20 protein-coding genes are annotated in these 16,686 nt (G+C 65.2%); 11 read left to right on the forward strand and 9 right to left on the reverse strand.

Annotated elements, in window-relative coordinates:
* From rbfA to BLV60_RS12350, 4 genes are read left to right on the forward strand one after another with little or no spacing between them, the layout of a single operon-like run.
* Window positions 1-372 carry a 30S ribosome-binding factor RbfA gene (gene rbfA / locus BLV60_RS12335; protein ID WP_062479819.1) on the forward strand — a complete coding sequence of 124 codons (372 nt, stop codon included), beginning with the start codon at window positions 1-3 and terminating at the stop codon, window positions 370-372.
* 2 nt (window positions 373-374) lie between these two features.
* Window positions 375-1,331, forward strand: a complete 957-nt coding sequence (gene truB / locus BLV60_RS12340) for a tRNA pseudouridine(55) synthase TruB (RefSeq protein ID WP_093054764.1) — start codon at window positions 375-377, stop codon at window positions 1,329-1,331.
* Complete coding sequence (gene typA / locus BLV60_RS12345; RefSeq protein ID WP_093054766.1) at window positions 1,328-3,166, forward strand: translational GTPase TypA; 1,839 nt, start codon at window positions 1,328-1,330, stop codon at window positions 3,164-3,166. The genes truB and typA overlap by 4 nt, the downstream gene beginning before the upstream one ends.
* A gap of 19 nt (window positions 3,167-3,185) precedes the next feature.
* Window positions 3,186-4,103 carry a DMT family transporter gene (locus BLV60_RS12350; RefSeq protein WP_093054768.1) on the forward strand — a complete coding sequence of 306 codons (918 nt, stop codon included), beginning with the start codon at window positions 3,186-3,188 and terminating at the stop codon, window positions 4,101-4,103.
* 17 nt (window positions 4,104-4,120) lie between these two features.
* Here BLV60_RS12350 and BLV60_RS12355 read toward each other — a convergent pair whose 3' ends face one another.
* From BLV60_RS12355 to smpB, 6 genes are all read right to left on the reverse strand, one after another.
* Entirely contained in the window at window positions 4,121-5,542 is a 1,422-nt protein-coding gene (locus tag BLV60_RS12355) for a hypothetical protein (protein WP_093054770.1), read from the reverse strand.
* Between the two features lie 112 nt (window positions 5,543-5,654).
* On the reverse strand, window positions 5,655-6,050 hold the full coding sequence (locus BLV60_RS12360; protein ID WP_093054772.1) for a COG4315 family predicted lipoprotein: 396 nt from the start codon (window positions 6,048-6,050) through the stop codon (window positions 5,655-5,657).
* A gap of 92 nt (window positions 6,051-6,142) precedes the next feature.
* Window positions 6,143-6,961 carry an anti-sigma factor family protein gene (locus BLV60_RS12365; protein WP_093054774.1) on the reverse strand — a complete coding sequence of 273 codons (819 nt, stop codon included), beginning with the start codon at window positions 6,959-6,961 and terminating at the stop codon, window positions 6,143-6,145.
* A 13-nt stretch (window positions 6,962-6,974) separates the two neighbouring features.
* On the reverse strand, window positions 6,975-7,490 hold the full coding sequence (locus BLV60_RS12370; protein ID WP_093054776.1) for an RNA polymerase sigma factor: 516 nt from the start codon (window positions 7,488-7,490) through the stop codon (window positions 6,975-6,977).
* Window positions 7,491-7,508: 18 nt separating this feature from the next.
* Entirely contained in the window at window positions 7,509-7,877 is a 369-nt protein-coding gene (locus tag BLV60_RS12375; RefSeq protein ID WP_093054778.1) for a COG4315 family predicted lipoprotein, read from the reverse strand.
* A 99-nt stretch (window positions 7,878-7,976) separates the two neighbouring features.
* Window positions 7,977-8,453, reverse strand: coding sequence for an SsrA-binding protein SmpB (gene smpB / locus BLV60_RS12380; RefSeq protein WP_007832247.1), 477 nt, complete (start codon window positions 8,451-8,453; stop codon window positions 7,977-7,979).
* Between the two features lie 63 nt (window positions 8,454-8,516).
* Between smpB and BLV60_RS12385 the strand changes: the two genes are divergently transcribed.
* Entirely contained in the window at window positions 8,517-8,963 is a 447-nt protein-coding gene (locus BLV60_RS12385; RefSeq protein ID WP_093054780.1) for a type II toxin-antitoxin system RatA family toxin, read from the forward strand.
* A complete protein-coding gene (locus BLV60_RS12390) occupies window positions 8,963-9,301 on the forward strand; it encodes an RnfH family protein (RefSeq protein ID WP_093054782.1) in 339 nt (112 codons plus the stop codon). The genes BLV60_RS12385 and BLV60_RS12390 overlap by 1 nt, the downstream gene beginning before the upstream one ends.
* Window positions 9,302-9,316: 15 nt before the next feature.
* On the opposite strand, the gene BLV60_RS12395 is transcribed toward BLV60_RS12390, so the two are convergent.
* The gene (locus tag BLV60_RS12395; RefSeq protein ID WP_093054784.1) at window positions 9,317-9,847 is read right to left on the reverse strand and encodes a DUF4124 domain-containing protein; all 531 of its coding nucleotides are present in this window, start codon (window positions 9,845-9,847) and stop codon (window positions 9,317-9,319) included.
* A 128-nt stretch (window positions 9,848-9,975) separates the two neighbouring features.
* On the opposite strand from BLV60_RS12395, the gene guaB reads away from it, so the two are divergent.
* The 4 genes from guaB (at window position 9,976) to guaA (ending at window position 13,922) form a co-directional block, all read left to right on the forward strand.
* Window positions 9,976-11,445: an IMP dehydrogenase gene (gene guaB, locus BLV60_RS12400; protein ID WP_093054786.1), complete on the forward strand. Its 1,470-nt coding sequence runs from the start codon at window positions 9,976-9,978 to the stop codon at window positions 11,443-11,445.
* Between the two features lie 166 nt (window positions 11,446-11,611).
* Window positions 11,612-11,860, forward strand: coding sequence for a type II toxin-antitoxin system Phd/YefM family antitoxin (locus BLV60_RS12405; RefSeq protein ID WP_093054788.1), 249 nt, complete (start codon window positions 11,612-11,614; stop codon window positions 11,858-11,860).
* A gap of 11 nt (window positions 11,861-11,871) precedes the next feature.
* Window positions 11,872-12,291, forward strand: coding sequence for a type II toxin-antitoxin system VapC family toxin (locus BLV60_RS12410; protein ID WP_093054789.1), 420 nt, complete (start codon window positions 11,872-11,874; stop codon window positions 12,289-12,291).
* A gap of 11 nt (window positions 12,292-12,302) precedes the next feature.
* Complete coding sequence (gene guaA / locus BLV60_RS12415; RefSeq protein ID WP_093054791.1) at window positions 12,303-13,922, forward strand: glutamine-hydrolyzing GMP synthase; 1,620 nt, start codon at window positions 12,303-12,305, stop codon at window positions 13,920-13,922.
* Window positions 13,923-13,989: 67 nt separating this feature from the next.
* On the opposite strand, the gene BLV60_RS12420 is transcribed toward guaA, so the two are convergent.
* Window positions 13,990-15,054 (reverse strand): AraC family transcriptional regulator, encoded by a 1,065-nt coding sequence (locus BLV60_RS12420; RefSeq protein WP_093054793.1) that lies wholly within the window; start codon window positions 15,052-15,054, stop codon window positions 13,990-13,992.
* 56 nt (window positions 15,055-15,110) lie between these two features.
* On the opposite strand from BLV60_RS12420, the gene BLV60_RS12425 reads away from it, so the two are divergent.
* A complete protein-coding gene (locus BLV60_RS12425) occupies window positions 15,111-15,974 on the forward strand; it encodes an SDR family NAD(P)-dependent oxidoreductase (RefSeq protein WP_093054795.1) in 864 nt (287 codons plus the stop codon).
* Between the two features lie 58 nt (window positions 15,975-16,032).
* Here the strand turns inward: BLV60_RS12425 and BLV60_RS12430 are convergent, their stop codons facing one another.
* On the reverse strand, window positions 16,033-16,641 hold the full coding sequence (locus tag BLV60_RS12430; protein ID WP_176928782.1) for a porin family protein: 609 nt from the start codon (window positions 16,639-16,641) through the stop codon (window positions 16,033-16,035).
* Window positions 16,642-16,686: the final 45 nt, after the last annotated feature.

The raw sequence follows: 16,686 nt of genomic DNA on the forward strand, positions 1-16,686 counted from the left end.
ATGCCGAAGAGAAAAGCCGCCGCCCCCAACCGCGCGTTCAAGGTTGCCGATCAGATCCAACGCGATCTGACGGAGCTGATCGCGCGCGAGTTGAAGGACCCGCGCGTGGGCATGGTCACGATCCAGGCCGTCGAGGTCACGCCCGACTATGCGCACGCGAAGATTTTCTTCAGCCTGCTCACGGGCGACGTGGCCGAGACCACCGAAGCGCTGAACCAGGCCGCGGGCTTCCTGCGCAACGGCCTGTTCAAGCGCCTGCACATCCACACCGTGCCCACGCTGCACTTCCTGTTCGACCGCACCACCGAGCGTGCGGCCGACATGAACGCGCTCATCGCGCAAGCCGTCGCTTCGCGCTCGAAAGACGACTAGCCATGAACGCGCCACGCACAAGGGTGCAGCGGCGCCCTGTGCATGGGGTGTTGTTGCTCGACAAGCCGCTGGGACTCTCCAGCAACCAGGCCTTGCAAAAGGCCAAGTGGTTGCTGCGCGCGGAAAAAGCAGGCCACACCGGCACGCTCGATCCGCTCGCCACCGGCGTCCTGCCGCTGTGCTTTGGCGCGGCCACCAAATTCAGCCAGTTGCACCTCGATGCCGACAAGACCTATGAGGCCACGGCTCGCCTGGGCATCAAGACTGCCACGGGCGATGCCGAGGGCGAAGTGATCGCCGAGCGGCCGGTGCACGTCACGTCTGAAGACCTGGCGCGCGTCGAGGCGCAGTTCACCGGCCCGATCCGCCAGGTGCCCCCGATGCACAGCGCGCTCAAGAAGGACGGCAAGGCGCTGTACGAATACGCGCGTGAAGGCGTCGAAGTAGAGCGGACACCGCGCGACGTCGTGATCCACAAGCTCGAGCTCAGCGTGATCGGCGACGACGTCATCCGCATCCTGGCCTCCGTCAGCAAGGGCACCTACATCCGCACACTCGGCGAAGACATCGGCGAGGCGCTTGGGTGTGGTGCACACCTGAGCTCGCTGCGCCGGACCGCAACGGGCGGCTTTGTCGAGGCCCAGTGCATCACGCTCGAAGCGCTCGAAGCCATGGACGAGGAAGAGCGCCTGGCACAACTCCTGCCTGCCGAAGCCCTGGTGGACGGCCACAGCCGCGTCACGCTCGGCGTGGAAGATGCGGCACGTTTTCTTTCGGGCCTGCGCCGCCGTGGCGGCTGGGCCGATGCCGATGAGGTGGCCGTGTTCGGCTCCGACCCGCGGGCGTTCCTGGGCACAGCCCATGTAACGGCCGGCGAATTGATCCCGGGGCGCTTGCTGAACCCCATCGAAATCCAGCAAATTCTTTTGAACGCACAACAGACCGAAGCGACACCATGAGTACCAAGCAAATTCGCAATATCGCCATCATTGCCCACGTGGACCATGGCAAGACCACGATGGTCGACCAATTGCTGCGCCAGTCCGGCACCTTCGCCGAGCACGAGAAAGTGGTCGACACGGTGATGGACAACAACGCCATCGAAAAGGAACGTGGCATCACGATCCTGGCCAAGAACTGCGCCGTGACCTGGGAAGGCACGCACATCAACATCGTCGACACCCCGGGCCACGCGGACTTCGGCGGTGAAGTGGAACGCGCGCTGTCGATGGTCGACGGCGTGGTGCTGCTGATCGACGCGCAGGAAGGCCCGATGCCGCAGACGCGCTTCGTGACCAAGAAGGCGCTGGCCCTCGGCCTGAAGCCCATCCTCGTGGTGAACAAGGTCGACAAGCCGGGCGCCAACCCCGACAAGGTGGTCAACGCCGCCTTCGACCTGTTCGACAAGCTCGGCGCGACCGACGAACAGCTGGACTTCCCCGTGGTGTACGCCTCGGGCATCAACGGCTGGTCGTCGCTGGAAGAAGGCGCGCAGGGCGAGCAGTGGGGTCCCGACATGTCGGCCCTGTTCAACACCATCCTGAAGCACGTGCCGGCGCAAAAGGGTGATCCCGCCGCGCCGTTGCAGCTGCAGATTTCCGCGCTCGACTTCTCGACCTTCGTCGGTCGCATCGGCGTGGGCCGCATCAGCCAGGGCACCCTGAAGCCGATGATGGACGTGGTGGTGATGGAAGGCCCGGACGGCAAGGCCATCAAGGGCCGCGTCAACCAGGTGCTGACTTTCCAGGGCCTGGACCGCGTGCAGGCCACTGAAGCCGGCCCGGGCGAGATCGTGCTGATCAACGGCATCACCGACATCGGTATCGGCGTTACCGTGACCGACCCCGCGAACCCCGCGCCGCTGCCGATGCTCAAGGTCGACGAACCGACCCTGACGATGAACTTCTGCGTCAACACCAGCCCGCTGGCCGGCCGCGAAGGCAAGTTCGTCACCAGCCGCCAGATCTGGGACCGCCTGCAGAAAGAACTGCAGCACAACGTTGCGCTGCGCGTGAACGAAACCGACGAAGAAGGCATCTTCGAAGTGATGGGTCGCGGCGAACTGCACCTGACCATCCTGCTGGAAAACATGCGTCGCGAAGGCTATGAAATGGCCGTGTCGAAGCCGCGCGTGGTGTTCCGCACCGTCAACGGCGAGAAGCACGAGCCGATCGAACTGGTGACGGCCGACATCGAAGACCAGCACCAGGGCGGCGTGATGCAGGCACTGGGCGAGCGCAAGGGCGAACTGGTCAACATGGAGCCGGACGGCCGTGGCCGCGTGCGCCTCGAATACCGCATTCCGGCGCGTGGCCTGATCGGCTTCACGAACGAATTCCTGAACCTGACGCGTGGCTCGGGCCTCATCAGCAACATCTTCGACAGCTACGAGCCGCACAAGGGCGACATCGGCAGCCGCAAGAACGGCGTGCTGATCTCCATGGACGACGGTGAAATCTTCACCTACGCCCTGGGCAAGCTGGACGACCGCGGCCGCATGTTCGTGAAGGCGAACGACCCGGTGTACGAAGGCATGATCGTCGGCATCCACAGCCGCGACAACGACCTGGTGGTGAACGCCACGCGCACCAAGCAGCTGACGAACTTCCGCGTCTCGGGCAAGGAAGACGCGATCAAGATCACGCCCCCGATCGAACTCACGCTCGAATACGGCGTGGAATTCATCGAGGACGACGAGCTGGTCGAAATCACGCCCAAGAGCGTGCGCCTGCGCAAGCGCTACCTGAAGGAACACGAGCGCAAGCGCGCCGGCCGCGATACGTCGCAAGGCTGATCGACTCCGTCGATTTGCCATGCGCCTGACGCACGGCGGCGCCGTCTGGCTGATGGTCGTCGTGACCCTGATGTGGGGCACGGCGGGCGTCGTCACCCGCCACCTGGCGCAGGCGCACAGTTTCGAGATCACCTTCTGGCGCAGCCTCTTCACGACGCTGGCGCTGCTGGTGATCTTGCCGCTTTGGCGGGGCCGCGCCGTGTTCTCGCAACTGCGCCGCGGCGGGCGCGAACTCTGGATCTCGGGCGTGTGCTGGGCCGTGATGTTCACGGCCTTCATGGTCGCGCTCACGCTGGCTTCGACGGCCAGCGTACTCGTCACCATGTCGCTCGGGCCGCTGCTCACGGCGCTGGCGGCGCGCTTCTTCATCGGCCATAAGCTGCCCGCGCGCACCTGGCTGGCCATCGTGGTCGCGGGTGCGGGCATCGGCTGGATGTACGGCACGCAGCTCATGCAGGGCGGGGGCGGATCGCTGGCCGGCACGCTGCTCGCGCTGTGCGTGCCGCTGGCGGGCGCGGCCAACTGGACCGTGGTTCAGCACGCGCAGGCGAAGGGCCACAAGGTGGATCTGGTGCCCGCGGTGCTCATCGGCGCGGTGCTCACGGCGCTCTTCACGCTGCCCTTTGCATGGCCGTTCCGGGCCAGCGCTCACGACCTTGGGCTGCTGGCCTTCCTGGGCGTGTTCCAGCTCGCCATTCCCTGCGTTCTGTCGGTGTTGTGCGCCCAAGTGCTGAAGGCGCCTGAAGTCGCGTTGCTGGCCCTGCTGGAAGTCATTTTCGGCATCGCGCTGGCCTGGATCGGTGCGGGCGAGCAGCCCGCAGCGAGCGTGCTGACCGGCGGGGCGCTGGTCATTGGCGCGCTGGTGTTCAACGAACTGCTGGCGCTGCGCGGCCGGCGCACCACGGTCGCCGACACCGCGGTGCCGGGCGCGCACTGATCGACAGGCGCTTCTGCCTACTGCGGCATGGCCGCGTCGGTGACGCCCATGCTGTTCAGGCGGGCTTCGAGCACCTTGCGCACGAAGGTCTTCGGAAAATCGTCGCTGACACGCCAGTTGCCGTTGTCTTCCACGAAGGTGAATTCTCCGGTCACGGGCAACGAGGTGTCGCTGCCCGAGAGGGCGCCCAGCAGGCTGTCGTTGTATTCGATGACCAGTGGGCAGGCGTGGCCAGCGCCGTCGTCCAGCTTGCGACAGGGGCCCGTGGGCTCGATCTCGGCGATCTCGCGCGAACGGTTCGGGTCCTTGCGCACCAGGCCCGAGTCGGTGCGCGGACGCATGCGCATGGCCGAAGCCGATCGTGCCGCGCTCAACGGTGCCGCGCCTTCGCGGAAGGCTTTTTCCATCGCCTCGCGGCCGATGGGCTCGGCGTTGTAGAGCGGTCTGCCATCGGAGTCGAGATGCCCGAAGCGGGCCTCGACGATGGCTACGTCTGCGCCGCGCACCACCATCTCGTCGCTCTTCGGCTCCGTGGGACCGATGGTGTACGCCATGGGTTCCTTGCTGTCGCCCCGCGTCATGACCGCCACGCAGCCTCGTACGCGCTCCGGCTTGCGGTAGCCGACTTCGCGCATGCTGCCGACGGAGGGCGTTTCGATCACAGTGCCGGCGTTCGGGTCGAGGTGGCGCATGCGCACGTCCATGGTCACGCGGCGCATGAGGCTGTCGAGTGTCTTGCGCGTGGAGACGGCGTCGCAGGCGGGCACGCTCGCCGGGGCGAACAGATACCAGCCGAGGCCGCCGCCGATCAGCGCCACGGCCAGGATGAACTTCCACGCGCCGATGCGGCGGCTGCGTTGCGCGCGAGCCTGCCATGCCTTGACGGCCTGCTCGTCGGCCTCGATCAGGGCCTGTGCCTCGTTCACGATGCGCGTGCGCTCGGCGGCCATGGCAAAGGCTGGCTCGGCGGCGACCTGGGCGCGCAGGGCGTCGAAGCGTTCCTTTTCGAGCGGGCCTTCAGTTGCCAGCCAGGCCAGCGTGGCCACGGGTGACGCAGCCACGGTGCCCACGACCGGCGTTTCCGTCAGCGCCATGTCGCGCGTCTCGGCGTCGATGAGGCTGTCCCTGAAGAGCACCTCGATTGCCTCGTGCGTGATGCCTTGCCCGGCCAACTCGATGAGGTCGTCGGCATCGATGGCGGTATCCGCGGCGTCGTCGGCGTGCGGGGCGTCGTCGCCGATCTTGTCGAGCGCCGCGTTCTGTTCTTCCTCGGTGACCAGGCCGCGTACGCGCATCCAGGCCAGCGCATGGGCCGGGCTCGGGAGCGGGGGAAGGGCGGCGGTTTCGGGGTGGGCGCGCGCGGCGTCGTGCTGTGCGTCGCTGATCAGGCCCTGGGTCAGCAGGGCGAGGAACGCATCCGGATTGGCGTCAGAGCTCATGCGGGGATTCTGCCGTGGGTGGTGCCGGCCTCTACACCGGGAAACGCCGGGAAAAGCCGATAAAAGAAAACGCCGGCAGGCGCCGGCGTTCTTGCGTCAGATCCTTGATGGATCAGGGACGAGCGACTTTCCAGGCGCCGTTTGCCACGCCGTCGCCGGTCTTGTCACCGGGCTTGGCATCTTTCGCCCAGTAGTACAGCGGCCAGCCCTTGTAGGCCCACTGGCGCTTGCCGTCTTCGCGAATGATGATGGTGTAGCCGCCGATGGGCTTGGCGGTGTCGGCCACGGCGAGCGCGGGCCAGTTGGCGGCGCACTGGGCGTTGCAGGCGGAGGTGCCGGAGCCGGCGGTGTCCTTGGTGAAGGTGTACAGCGTCATCCCGTTCGGTCCGACCAGCACGCCGTCGGCGGTGCGGGTGGGCGTGTCGGGGGCGCTGGCGGTCTTGTTGGACATGCCGCCGCAGCCGGCGAGCAGGGCCGCCGCGAGGATCGAGGCGCTGAGCAATTTCATGCAGTTTCTCCTTCAGTTGAAAAATCGCGAAAACAAGCCAGGTGACGGAAAGCCAGGCAATGTGATTGCGCGACCGGCAGTTTATGCGGTCGTTACGACAAATCGCGGTAGGCCAGCGTCGCAAGTTTGAGCAGAACTTCTCGCGGCAGCTTGCCGGCGAGGGCATAGCCGAAGCCCTGGTCGACCCAGTAGAAGCTGGGCACGGGGCCTTCGGAGGCGAAGCGGAAGGCGGTTTCGCGTGCGGCGGTGGCCCCGGCGGCATTGGCGTCCAGCGTGCCGATGTAGAGCGTCACGCGCTCGCCGGCCGCATCTTCGAACATGAACTGGGCCCGCGCGCCGGTTTCCCCGGGCAGCAGGCGGCCGCCGACCAGGGTGTAGCCCTGGGTGGAGAGGTCGGGCACCTTCAGCGGCCTGTCGAGGCGCCTGGAGAGCCATTGGACCAGGTGCTGCTGCTCGGAGGCGGCCACTTCGACGGGGTGTCTTTTCTCGGGTGCGTAGACGGCGTGCGCGACAGAGGCGTCGTGCACGAATTCGCGCACCGCCGGCACCTTGGCCAGTTGCGTGCCGCCGCGCGGCGCGGACCATTGGACATTCCCGAGCCAGCCGGCAGCGAAGGCGATAAGCAGACCTGCCGCCATGCCGCCCCAGCGAAGCCAGGAGACGTGCCGCGCCGTTCGCGGCAGATGCCGATCGAGTGCGCCCATCAGGGCAGCGGGAACCGGTTCGTCGAGCAGTTCGCCATGCAGCCGGCGCAAGGCATCGCGCTGCGTGTGCCAGGCAGCGACCTTGGCGGCCACGGCGGGATCGTTGGCAATGGCTTCCTCGACCGCGCCATGACGATCGGCGGCCAACTGGCCATCGACCCAGGCGTGCAGCTCGTCGTCGGTAGGGGGCGGGGCGGGGCGGCTCATGGTGCGGCGGGTTTCATTTGAGGCGGCGCAGGCCGGGGCGAATGGGCGCCGATGCGCCGTCCATCAGTTCCTGCAGCCGGACGCGGGCGCGCGACAGGCGCGACATCACCGTGCCGGCCGGGATGCCGAGCACCTTGGCCACTTCGGCATACGACAGGTCTTCGAGCGTCACGAGCAGCAGCACGGCGCGCTGTTCGTCCGGCAACTGCATCAGGCAGCGCTGCAGGTCGAGGCTGGTGCCCTGGTCGCGACCAGGATCGACGCCGCCCTGCAGTTCGTGCGGCAGGTCGTCGAGCGGCACCACGGCATGGGGTGGTGGCGTGCGGCGGACCTGGCTCGCGAAGATGTTGTGCATGACGGTGAAGAGCCACGCGCGCAGGTCGCTGCCCACCACCCACAGACGCCATTTGCTGCAGGCGCGCTCCAGCGTGTCCTGCACCAGGTCGTCGGCCGCCCACGCATTGCCCGTGAGTGCCCGCGCATAGCGGCGCAGGCTCGGGATGTGCTCGACCAGCAGGCGGGCGTCCATGGGGCGTGGATCGGTCGATCAGGGCTTGGCGGTTTTCCAGGTGCCGTTGACGCCGTCACCGGTCTTGTCGCCCGGCTTGGTGTCCTTGGCCCAGTAATACAACGGCCAGCCCTTGGCGGCCCATTGCTTCTTGCCGTCGTCGCGGGTGACGATGGTGAAGTCACCGCTCGGCTTGTCGCTGTCGGCGGCCATGAAAGGTGGCCAATTGGTGGCGCAGCCGCCATTGCAGACCGACTTGCCGTTGCCGGCCGTGTCCTTGTCGAAGGTGTAGAGCGTCATGCCGTTCGCGCCGACCAGCGCGCCGTCGGCGGGCTTGGGCTGGGCGAAGGCGGGGAGCGCGAGAACGGCGCTCAGCAATACGGCGGAAGATGCGCGAAAAGGCGACATGGAAAGACTCCTGGGTTGTGTGTGGCGACACCGGTGGTCCGGTGACAACCGCACAAACGCCCGCAGCCCGTCTTTTATTCCATTGCCCGCAAAAAAGATTCAGCGGCTGCGGTTCTTCATTGCGCGCTCGACTTCGCGCTTGCCTTCGCGGTCCTTGATGGTGTCGCGCTTGTCGTGCTCGGCCTTGCCCTTGGCGAGCGCGATCTCGCACTTCACCTTGCCGGCCTTCCAGTGCAGGTTGAGCGGCACCAGCGTGTAGCCCTTTTGCTCGACTTTGCCGATCAGGCGACGGATTTCGTCCTTCTTCAGCAGCAGCTTCTTGGTACGGACCGAATCGGGGTTGACGTGGGTGGATGCGCTCTTGAGCGGGTTGATCTGGCAACCCACGACGAACAGTTCGCCATTGCGGATCACCACGTAGCCGTCGGTGAGCTGCACCTTGCCTTCGCGCAGCGATTTGACTTCCCAGCCTTCGAGGACCATGCCGGCCTCGAAGCGTTCTTCGAAGAAATAGTTGTACGCGGCCTTCTTGTTGTCGGCGATGCGGGAGGAGGTATCTTGTTTCTTTGTGGCCATGACTCGGGAATGTGGGGGCTGCATGGCTTCAATACAATCCGTCGCGCACGCTGTGTCGATTCTATGAAAACAGTCAACAAGTCCGTCCTCATCTGGTACAGCGCCGAAGAGATGTATGCGCTCGTCACCGATGTGGCGAGGTATCCGCAGTTTCTTCCCTGGTGCGACAAGGCCCGCATCATCGAGCAGGACGAGGCCGGCATGACGGCCGAAGTCGGCTTGGCCTTTGCCGGTTTGCACCAGAGCTTTACCACCCGCAACACCCATGTTCCGGGGCGCGAGGTGCAGCTGAAGCTGGTCGACGGGCCGTTCTCCAACCTCGACGGCAAGTGGAAGTTCGTGCCCGTGGGCGAGCAGGGCGAGCGCGCCTGCCGCGTCGAGCTGCACATGAGCTACGGCTTCAGCAATTTCGCGCTGCAGGCGCTGGTCGGCCCGGTGTTCGACACCATCGCCTCCAGTCTTGTCGAAGCCTTCGTCAAGCGCGCCGAGCAGGTCTACGGCGCACCCTGATGACCATCGAGGTCACGCTGAGCTGCTCGCCCGCGGCACGCGAGGTGTTCGAGCAGGTGCTGCAGCTCTTGCCCGAGACGACACTGGCCGATGCGGTGCGGGCCAGCGATCTTTCGCTGTGTTTTCCGGACCTGGATTGGCGTCATGCGATGACGCCGGGCATCTGGGGCAGGGTGGTCGAGTGGGACCAGGCCCTGAAGGATGGCGACCGCATCGAACTGTGCCGCCCTCTCGCGGTGGACCCCAAGGTGGCGCGCCGGGAGCGCTTCCAGCGCCAGGGATCGAAGGGAACCGGCTTGTTCGCGAATCGCCGCAAGGGCGGCAAGGCCGGCTACTGAACTCGAGCTACCGGGCTACTTGCAGTCGCTGTTGATGACCGTCTGAAGGCGCTTCTGCTCGGCGGCGCGCGCGGCGTCGTCCATGATCTCGCGCTCGCCCTGCGAATTGACCTTGGCAATGCGCATGCCGCTGTCGACGGTGGCTTTGCCCTGGCGTGCGAGAGCGCAGTTGTCGGCCTTGGCCTTTGCGACCTTGGCGGCTTCTGCGGCTTCCTTGGCCTTTGCTTCGGCCTCGGCCTTCTTGGTCTTTTCCTCGAGTTCCTTGTCGACACCAGTCGGCTTCGGCGTGCTCGCCGTCTTGGCCGGTGCAGTTGCCTCGGCCGGCGTACCTTCAGCGGGCGGCGCATCGACGTTGGGGTTCGCAGTGGAGCGCGCCGCTGGCGGCGGGCCCACGCGGCGCAGGATGTTCTTCTCGGGCACATCAGGCGGTGGCGCCTGATCGCTGAAGACCTTCTTGCCGTTCTTGTCGAGCCATTGCCATTGCGCGCTTGCCGAAAGCGGCAGCGCAACGACACATCCCAGTACCAGCCAGTGCACGAATTTCATCCCCGAAGTTTAGCCGGGCCTTACTTTTTGCAACATCCCGCTTAGGTAGTTTTGCAACGCCCATGAAAAGCCCGGGCCGGCGAACAGGCCGGGCGCCTCGTTACAATCCGTCTTTTGGAGCTTCACCCATGCGCCTTCTCGGCAAAGCGCTCACCTTCGACGACGTGTTGTTGGTGCCAGCGTTCTCCCAGGTCCTGCCCAAGGACACCTCTCTCGCCACCAAACTCTCCCGCAACATCACGCTGAACCTGCCGCTCGTCTCGGCTGCCATGGACACCGTGACCGAAGCCCGCCTTGCGATCGCCATCGCGCAAGAGGGCGGCATCGGGATCGTTCACAAGAACCTCACCGCGCAACAGCAGGCCGCCGAAGTGGCCCGCGTGAAGCGCTACGAGTCGGGCGTTCTGCGCGACCCGGTGGTGATCACCCCGACGCACTCGGTGCGCCAGGTGATGGCGCTGTCAGACCAGCTCGGCATCTCGGGCTTCCCGGTGGTTGACGGCGGCAAGGTCGTTGGCATCGTGACGGGGCGCGACCTGCGCTTCGAGAACCGCTATGACGTGCCGGTCAGCGAAATCATGACCCAGCGCGAGAAGCTCATCACCGTGCCCGACGGCACCACGCTGGCCGAAGCCAAGGCATTGCTCAACAAGTACAAGCTCGAGCGGCTGCTCGTCATCAACGGCGACTGGGAGCTCAAGGGCCTCATCACCGTCAAGGACATCACCAAGCAGACCAGCTTCCCCAATGCAGCACGCGACGCCAACGGCCGCCTGCGAGTGGGCGCTGCGGTCGGCGTGGGCGATGGCACCGAAGAGCGCGTCGAAGCCCTGGTGAAGGCCGGCGTCGACGCCATCGTGGTCGACACCGCCCACGGCCATAGCTTTGGCGTGATCGAGCGCGTGCGCTGGGTCAAGAAAAACTACCCGCAGGTCGAAGTCATCGGCGGCAACATCGCCACCGGCGACGCCGCGCGCGCGCTGGCCGACGCCGGCGCCGACGCGGTCAAGGTCGGCATCGGCCCGGGCTCCATCTGCACCACCCGCATCGTGGCCGGCGTCGGCGTGCCGCAGATCATGGCGGTCGACAGCGTCGCCACCGCGCTGCAGGGCACGGGCATTCCGCTGATCTCCGACGGCGGTGTGCGCTACTCGGGCGACATCGCCAAGGCCATCGCGGCCGGCGCGAGCACCGTCATGATGGGCAGCATGTTCGCCGGCACCGAAGAGGCACCGGGCGAAATCGTGCTGTACCAGGGCCGCAGCTACAAGAGCTACCGCGGCATGGGCTCCATCGGCGCGATGCAGCAGGGCAGTGCCGACCGGTACTTCCAGGAATCGACCACCGGCAACCCCAACACCGACAAGCTGGTGCCCGAAGGCATCGAAGGCCGCGTCCCCTACAAGGGCTCGATCGTCTCCATCGTCTACCAGATGGCCGGCGGCGTGCGCGCCAGCATGGGCTACTGCGGCTGCGCGACCATCGAGGACATGCAGAACAAGGCCGAGTTCGTCGAGATCACCACGGCCGGCATCCGCGAAAGCCACGTCCACGACGTACAGATCACGAAGGAAGCGCCGAACTACCGCGCTGAGTAGTCTGGCCCCCACGCTCCCCCACTGCGTGTGGGTCGCTGCCCCCCGAGGGGGCCGCAGGCCGCCTTGGGGCGGCCCGACGCCGGCCTGAAGCCCATTCTGGCCAGACCTTGAAAGTCAGGCCAGAATGGATTTAGAATTTGGGCCAGATTCAAATTTTCTGGCCCAAATGCAATCCATCGGCATCGCTGAAGCCAAGAACAACTTCTCGGCCCTGATCGACTCGGTCGAAAAGGGCGAGGAGGTTCGCATCACCCGCCACGGCAAGGAAGTCGTGCGCATGCTGCCGGTGCGCCGCAAGCCGGTCATCACCGACGAGCAGATCGAGCGCGAACTCGGCCAGATCGACGCGCTGCACGCCACCATCCAACCCGGCCTGCCATTGCGCGCCTTGCTCGACGAAGGGCGCCAATCGTGACAGCCTTCGTCATGGACGCCTCCGTCACCGCCGCCTGGCTGCTGCCCGACATGGCCAGCGAACACACCCGCAAGCTCTACGCCGCCATCCGCCGCGACGAGGTCGAGCCGCAGGCGCCCAACGCATGGCAGTGGGAGTGCGCCAACATTCTTGCCAATGGCGTCCGCAGCGGCCGCATTCCGGCGTCCGCGGTCGAAGGGCTGTGGAGCGTGCTCGACGCCATCCGCCATCGCGTCGAGCTGCATGAACTCGCGCCGGCCCAGCACAAGGCTGTGCTCGCGGTCGCCATCGATGCCGGCGTCTCGCTCTACGACGCGGGCTACCTCTGGCTCGCAAAGTCGCTCAATCTCCCGCTCGCCACCTTCGACGAGCACCTCATCCAGGCGGCGCCGCAAGCGGGCGTCAAGCTGTTCGACATTTCAACGCTCTGAGTCCTTTCGCCATGCAACACGACAAGATCCTCATCCTCGACTTCGGCTCGCAAGTCACGCAGCTCATCGCACGCCGCGTGCGCGAGGCGCACGTGCTGAGCGAAGTGCACCCCTGCGACGTTACCGATGAATGGGTACGCGAATACGCCGCCGACGGCCACCTCAAGGGCGTGATCCTTTCCGGCAGCCACGCCAGCGTGTACGAAGAGACCACCGACAAGGCTCCGCAGGCCGTGTTCGACCTCGGCGTGCCCGTGCTCGGCATCTGCTACGGCATGCAGACCATGGCGCACCAGCTCGGCGGCAAGGTCGAGGGCGGCCACAAGCGCGAATTCGGCTTCGCGGCCGTGCGCGCCCATGGCCACACCGCGCTCCTCAAGGACATTGCCGACTTCACCACGCCCGAGGGGCACGGCATGCTCAACGTGTGGATGAGCCACGGCGACAAGGTCACCGAACTGCCACCGGGCTTCAAGCTCATGGCAAGCACCGACAGCTGCCCCATCGCCGGCATGGCCGACGAGGCGCGCCGCTACTACGCGCTGCAGTTTCACCCCGAAGTGACGCACACCGTGCAGGGCAAGGCGATCATCGAGCGCTTCGTGCTCGGCATCTGCGACGCCAAGCCCGACTGGGTCATGCGCGACCACATCGCCGAAGCCGTCGAGAAAATCCGCGAGCAGGTGGGTAACGAAGAAGTCATCCTGGGCCTCTCGGGCGGTGTGGATTCGAGCGTGGCAGCCGCGCTCATCCACCGCGCCATCGGCGACCAGTTGACCTGCGTGTTCGTCGACCACGGCCTGTTGCGCCTGAACGAGGGCGACATGGTCATGGAGATGTTCGAAGGCAAGCTGCACGCAAAGGTGATCCGCGTCGACGCCAGCGACCTGTTCCTCGGCAAGCTCGCAGGCGTGAGCGACCCTGAAGCCAAGCGCAAGATCATCGGCGGCGAGTTCGTCACCGTGTTCAAGCAGGAGGCCGCCAAGCTCAAGGCGGGCGACGGTGGCCACAAGGGTGCGACCTTCCTGGCGCAGGGCACTATCTATCCCGACGTCATCGAGTCTGGCGGCGCCAAGAGCAAGAAGGCCGTCACCATCAAGAGCCACCACAACGTGGGCGGCCTGCCCGAGCAGCTTGGCCTGAAGCTGCTCGAACCGCTGCGCGACCTGTTCAAGGACGAAGTGCGCGAACTCGGCGTGGCACTCGGCCTGCCGCCCGAGATGGTGTATCGCCATCCGTTCCCCGGCCCGGGCCTGGGCGTGCGCATCCTCGGTGAAGTGAAGAAGGAATACGCCGACCTGCTGCGCCGCGCCGACGCGATCTTCATCGAGGAGCTGCGCAACTTCACCGACGCCGAAACGGGCAAGACCTGGTACGACCTCACGAGCCAGGCCTTTACCGTGTTCCTGCCCGTGAAGAGCGTGGGCGTGATGGGCGACGGCCGCACCTACGACTACGTGGTGGCACTGCGCGCCGTGCAGACCAGCGACTTCATGACGGCCGACTGGGCCGAGCTGCCTTATGCGCTGCTCAAGAAGGTGTCGGGCCGCATCATCAATGAAGTGCGGGGCATCAATCGTGTGACCTACGACGTGTCGAGCAAGCCGCCGGCGACGATCGAGTGGGAGTGACGAAATCGAGCAGTGGCAGCGGGCTCTCCGGGACGCCGGCAATCGCCGCCACTGACTCCGAAATCGTTCAGGGATTGCCGGGCTGTTCATCCAAGTCGCCGCGTAGCAGTGCGATGTCGCGAATGGGCGGATTGCCGAACAGCCGCCTGTACTCGCGACTGAACTGGGTCACGCTTTCATAGCCGACACGGTACGCGGCAGAGGTCGCGTCCAGCCCCTCGGTCAACAGCAGACGTCGTGCTTCATGGAGCCGAATGTGCTTTTGATATTGCAGCGGACTCATGTGCGTGATGGCGCTGAAGTGATGGTGCAGAGTCGAAACACCCATTGCCGCTATTTCCGCCAGATCCTCGATGCGGATCGCTTCAGCGTAATGCTCGCGTAGCCAAGCGATTGCAGTCAGGATCTTGTCGCGCCGGGGATCTTGTCTGGCAATGCGACGAAGATGACCGCCCGACGGCCCCATGAGCAGGCGATATGTAATTTCGCGCAGCACCAGCGGCGCCATGATCGCGATGTCCTGCGGTTTGTCAGCAAGCGCGGAAAGTCGCACGAAAGCGTCAAGCAGTTCCGTGGTCATATGCCCGAAAGTCATGCCGGATTCGGCGTTGCTCGTCGCGGCGATGCCTTGCAGGTCGATCTCCCCTCCGATCGCCTGCACCAAGGCAAAGTCCAGCTTCAACATCATGGACAGGCAGGGGCGGCTGGGGTTGGCCTCCAGCACATGCGAGATCGTGGGTAGATCCACCGCCGTCAGGACAAATTTGGCCGCGTCATATTCATAGGCATCCGAGCCCAGGACGACACGCTTGCGGCCCTGAACGACGAAGCCGACGCTGGACTCGTAAAGCATCGAGGCGGGTTCGGTGGGGCCATCGCGGCGATACAGAGTCAGGCCGGGCAACGCGGATACGTGGTCGCCAGCTTTAGGCAAGCGCGCCAATAGATGTGAGCGAAGGCGCGCGCGCAGCCACGCGCCCTCCGAATCTTCATCGGGCCGAGCCAGCTGAAGCTGGGCGTCATTCATCAGAACCATGGAGTCATTGTGCCCAGCGGGCTGCTGCTCGGACAAGAAATCCGCGCCCGGCAAGACGATCAGGCAATGATCGGGAAGGATCAGGCTACCGACCACCTGCAGCCATGCATAGAGTCAGACCCCATCACAAACTGATGGATACGAGATCGAATATGTCTAAGGTATGGCTTGTTACGGGTAGCGGCTCCGGCTTGGGCCGGGCAATCACAGCTAAAGCGCTGGAGGCGGGCCACCGCGTCGTCGCGACTGCGCGTGATGTGAGCCAGTTGGATGACTTGGTCAAGTCTTATGGTTCCCGCGTAATGCCGGTCCGTCTCGACGTTACCGATGAGCGAGAGGGCGTCGCAGCGGTAGACGCTGCCGTCTCTGCTTTTGGGCGCCTTGATGTTCTCGTAAACAATGCGGGATTTGGTGAAACGCGGCCATTTGAAGAGGTTTCATCGGACGACTTTCGCCGTGTTGTGGAAACCAATTTCTTTGGTGTCGTGAACCTCACGCGGGCTGCCCTTCCTGTAATGCGCCAACAGCGGAGTGGTCACATCATCCAGATCTCGTCCGTCGGTGGGCGGTCGGCCTTGGCTGGCAATGCTGCTTACGTTGCTTCCAAGTGGGCGGTAGGCGGCTTTGCCGAAACCGTCGCTCTTGAGTCCGCATCGTTTGGAGTCAAAGTGACCGCACTCGAACCAGGCGGCATGCGCACGAATTGGGGTAAGCGAGCGTTTGGAAGCGTGCCTGCCATGTTGCCGGACTATGAAGCCTCGGTTGGGGAAACCGTCCGGCAACTGGAAGCATATTGGGGCAATGAACCAAGCGATCCTGAAAAGGTCGCGCAGGTTGTAGTCGGTGTCGCTGGAGCCGATCGTCTGCCGCCTCACATCCTCCTCGGCTCGGACGCATTCCAAGGAGCACTTGGAGCTGACGCGGCGAGAAATGCCGCTGCTGAGCGCTGGAAGGCTGTAAGTGCGTGGACGGATATTGCTTTCGAGGGGCCACTGCCCGATTTCCCTTCCGAGTAGCGGAGCGAGTCCTCCCGCAGGAGGACTTCTCGGGTTGGCGGCGCGCCACTCTTCTTGCTCAGAAACTCGCCTTCAGACCCACCGTCAGCATCCCGCCCTTGGCCTGCTTCGACAGCTTGCCGAAGTAGTCGTAGTCCGCGGTGATGGCAAGGTTCTGCGTCACGCGGTACTCCGCGCCGAAGCCCGCCATTACGCCGGTCGAACTGCCCGAGATGCGCTGGTTGACTGGCACCCAGTTGTTGTCGCCGGAAATGCGTCCACGCGAAACACCGAGGCGGCCGTTGATGGCGAAGGAATCGCCCAGCGGCAGGCGCGCGGTGGCGGCTGCGTAGAAGACCTGGCCCGTGCCGCTTTGCAGGCGGGAGTAGGCGCCGCCCGAGCTCCACTGGCTTACGCGGCCGAGGCGCGCATAGCCGGCTTCCACACCGAAGTTTTCCGTCAGCCTGTAGCCGCCGTAGAGCTTGTAGGCCGTGCCGGCCTTGCTGCTCTTCTCGCCGCCCCATGGCACGGGCACGCGGTTGGACGACGGCAGGCTGTAGCTCGAGCGGCCGATGGCGCCGCCTACATAGAGTCCGGTATCTGCGTTCGGAGCGGCGGCGTGCGCGCCGATGGCAGTGGTGCCGAGCAAAAGTGCGGCGAGGGCAGAGCAGGCAAGCGAATGCTTCAAGATGAAATTCCTGGTTGGAGCTGTTGAGATTTGTGCGACGCGTGA

This window comes from Variovorax sp. YR634 (assembly GCF_900106655.1).
Lineage (GTDB): Bacteria > Pseudomonadota > Gammaproteobacteria > Burkholderiales > Burkholderiaceae_C > Variovorax.